The following is a 3,219-nucleotide window of genomic DNA, read 5'->3' on the forward strand; positions in this document are numbered from 1 at the left end:
GCGTAGCCATTCCCGCAGGCGGCTGTGATAGGCATTGACGTGCTGCACATGCACGGCGCCCTGCACCCGGATGCCTGCGCGCAAATTGACGGCCTCGTGGCTGATCCCCGCCTCCTTTGCAAAAGCCCGGTAGGCGGCATGGCCATCGGTGAGCAACAGGATATCCTTGTCGATCATGGGCAACAAATAATGGCGCACCTGCGCCTGCGTCAGCGCTCCTTTTCCCGTGACGAAATCGAGTGTCTGCCCCGTGCGGTCGCGCGCCACCAGGATGCAGACCTGCTCATCGGAAATACCACGTTGGCTGGCATGACCGCCCCGGCGGCGCGCCGGACGGGTCAGATGCCGCGCTCCCTTTTCCGATTCGAGCACATACAGTTCGTCCGCTTCGGCAATGCCATGCAGGCAATGCGGTCGGTCCGTTTTTGCCAACGATAAAAACCGGTGGCGCCAGCGAAAGGTGGTGTTGCGGTGCACGCCCAGCTGTAACGCTGCCTTGCGCACGGAATCGGATGCCAGCAGGCAATCTGCGTAATCGAGCCACAGTGATTTATGGCGCAAGCGCGCCAGCGGCGTGCCGGTGAGCGCATTGAAGGTGCGCCCGCACGGCACGCAACGGTAGCGCTGCAGTCCGTGCGCATGGCCATGCCGGTGAGCATGATTGCTCTTGCAGGCAGGACAGTGCAATCGCTGCCGGGCCACGTTTTCGACGAGTACCGCGGCAGCGTCCTGCGGTGCGCTTCCTCGCAGCAGAGCGATACCCGCCAGGCGCTGGCGACGGTTCAGTGCGGCGAACTGGGCGATGAAGGTTTTCCATTGGCCGGTCTGCATGGAAGGCTCCCGTTTGTCTGCGATGTACAGTCAGACAGCAGGGATACAGGAAGATTCCCGGACTTCCCCTACTTAGCGGGAACAGAGCCATAATTTATTGGGGGTTACTTAGGCCAGGCGCATCCAGAGCGCCGGCGCGGCGCCTTCCGGGCCGGCCGGCGACCCTGAGGCCTCTGCCGTGCAGCGGCCCTCTTCCAGCCGCACGATGCGGTCCGCCACGTGACGGGCGATGGGCAGATTGTGCGTGATCAGCAGCAGGGCCAGGCCGCGCGCCTCCTGCACGTCGAGCAGCAGCCGCAGCACCTTCGCCTGCACCGAGGCGTCCAGCGCGGCGGTCGGTTCATCGGCCACCAGCACGGCCGGATCGCCGATCAGCGCCCGCGCGATGGCCAGGCGCTGCAATTCCCCACCGCTCAGGCTGCGCGCCCGGCGCGCCAGGAATGCCGGCGTGGCCGGCAGGCGCACGTCGGCCAGCGCCCGCAGCGCCGCCGCGCGGCAGGCGTCCACGCTGCCGCGAGCCGCGATGACGAGCGGCTCGGCCACCGCCTCGAACACGGTGAAGTGGCTGGCCACCGAGGCGCCCGCATGCTGCGGCACGTAGGCGATGCCCGCCGCCGCGCCGCCCGCCTCGCGCGCCGGCGTGTCCACGCTGCCCGCATCGGCCTGCTGCAGGCCGACGAGGATGCGCGCCAGGGTCGACTTGCCCGCGCCGGAGGCGCCCACGATGACCACCGTTTCGCCCGACTGCACCTCCAGGTCCACGCCCGCCAATACCGCTTGCCCGCCCAGGCGCTTGTGCACGCCGCGCGCCGACAGCACGGTGACGATGCCGCCGCGCAGGCAGGCCACGCCCGTGGCGTCGAGCGCCGGCGCTTCCTCGCCGCAGCGCCCGATGCGCTGGCTGCAGCGGCTGGCGAAGGCGCAGCCGCGCGCGTTTTCCTCGTGCGTGCCGGCGATGCCCTGCAAGTCCTTGCCGTTCTCGCGCGGCCAGGCGCGCAAGAGGCCGCGCGTATACGGATGGCGCGGCGACGCCAGCACCGATGCGGCCGGCCCCGTTTCCACGGCGCAGCCGCCATACAGCACCAGCACGTCGCCATCGAGTGCGCGCGCCAGTTCCAGGTCGTGCGTCACCACCACCAGCTGGCGCTGCGCCGCTTCGGCGCGCAGGCGCCCGAGCACCAGCGCGCTGGCGGCGGGATCGAGCGCGGACGTCGGCTCGTCCAGCACCAGCAGTGCCGGCGCGGGCGCCAGCGCCGCCGCCAGCAGCACGCGCTGCAGCTGGCCGCCGCTGCATTGGGCCGGATAGCGACGGTGCAGGATTTCCGGCAGCCCCAGCGAAACGAGCAAGACGCCGGCCGCCTGTTCGGCCGGCCCGCGCCGCATGCCCAGATGCCGCCGCAAAGGCGCCGCCACCTGGGCCAGCAAGGTGTGCTGGGGATTGAGGGCGTCGTGCACGTCTTGCGGCACCAGGCCCGCCTGGCGGCCGCGCCAGCGCCGCAGCGCCGTTTCGTCCGCATCCGCCAGCTGCATGCCGCCGGCGCGCAAGCTGCCGCTGCAGTGCCCCGGCGCCAGGCCGAGCAAGGCGCGCGCCAGGGTGCTCTTGCCGGCGCCCGATTCGCCGATGATCGCCAGCGGCACGCCGGGGCGCGTCTGGAAGTGCAATTGGCGCAGCAGCTGGCGGCCATCCGCCTCGACGCAGAATCCTGCCGCCGCTAGCATCGCGCGCCCTCGTCGAGGCCCTGGCCCAGCAGCGCCAGCGCGATCAGCAGCATGGCCAGGCACAGCCACGCCGCCAGGATCCAGGCGCGCGCGTCGGGATGGGCAAGATAGGGCATGGCTTCATTGAGCATGCCGCCCCAGGTCGGGGTGCGCGGATCGGCCAGGCCGAGGAAGGCCAGGCCCGCATAGTGGAACACGGCGCGGCGCACCAGGGCGACGGCCTGCACGGCCAGCAGTCCCGCCATGGCCGGCCATACGTGGCGCCGCAGCAGGTAGATGCCCGATGCCTCCGCCAGGCGCGCCGCATCCAGGCTCTCCTGGCGCCATACCTGGCGCAAGCGCAGGCGCAGCGCGCGAAATTCGGCATCCCAGCCGAATGCCGCCAGCATCGCCACCAGGGCCGGCGCACCGGGCTGCATGGCCGAGGCGATGACGATGAAGACCAGGGTGGACGGCAAGGCGCCGAACAGGTCGGCCAACCGCAGCACGAGCGCATCGGCGGCGGGCCAGGCCAGGCCCGCCAGCGCCAGCAGCACCGCCAGCGCGATGCTGGCGGCGCTCACGGCCACGCCGATGCCCAGGGTGGGCAGCGCGGCGGCCGCCAGGCGCCGCAGGACGTCGCGGCCCAGGTCATCGGTGCCCAGCCAGTGCATGCCGTCCGGCGGCGCC

The 3,219-nt window shown here is 71.1% G+C and carries 3 protein-coding genes; all 3 read right to left on the reverse strand.

What is annotated here, in order from left to right:
• Positions 1-831: IS1595 family transposase (locus AC0V2Y_RS27555; RefSeq protein WP_475413929.1), on the reverse strand; the 831-nt coding region annotated here is incomplete at its 3' end.
• A 108-nt stretch (positions 832-939) separates the two neighbouring features.
• Positions 940-2,550 (reverse strand): ABC transporter ATP-binding protein, encoded by a 1,611-nt coding sequence (locus AC0V2Y_RS27560; protein WP_475413930.1) that lies wholly within the window; start codon positions 2,548-2,550, stop codon positions 940-942.
• A partial coding sequence (locus tag AC0V2Y_RS27565) for an ABC transporter permease (protein ID WP_475418421.1) occupies positions 2,544-3,219 on the reverse strand: 676 nt, incomplete at its 5' end. The genes AC0V2Y_RS27565 and AC0V2Y_RS27560, both read right to left, overlap by 7 nt.

The organism is Janthinobacterium sp. BHSEK (genome assembly GCF_056174685.1).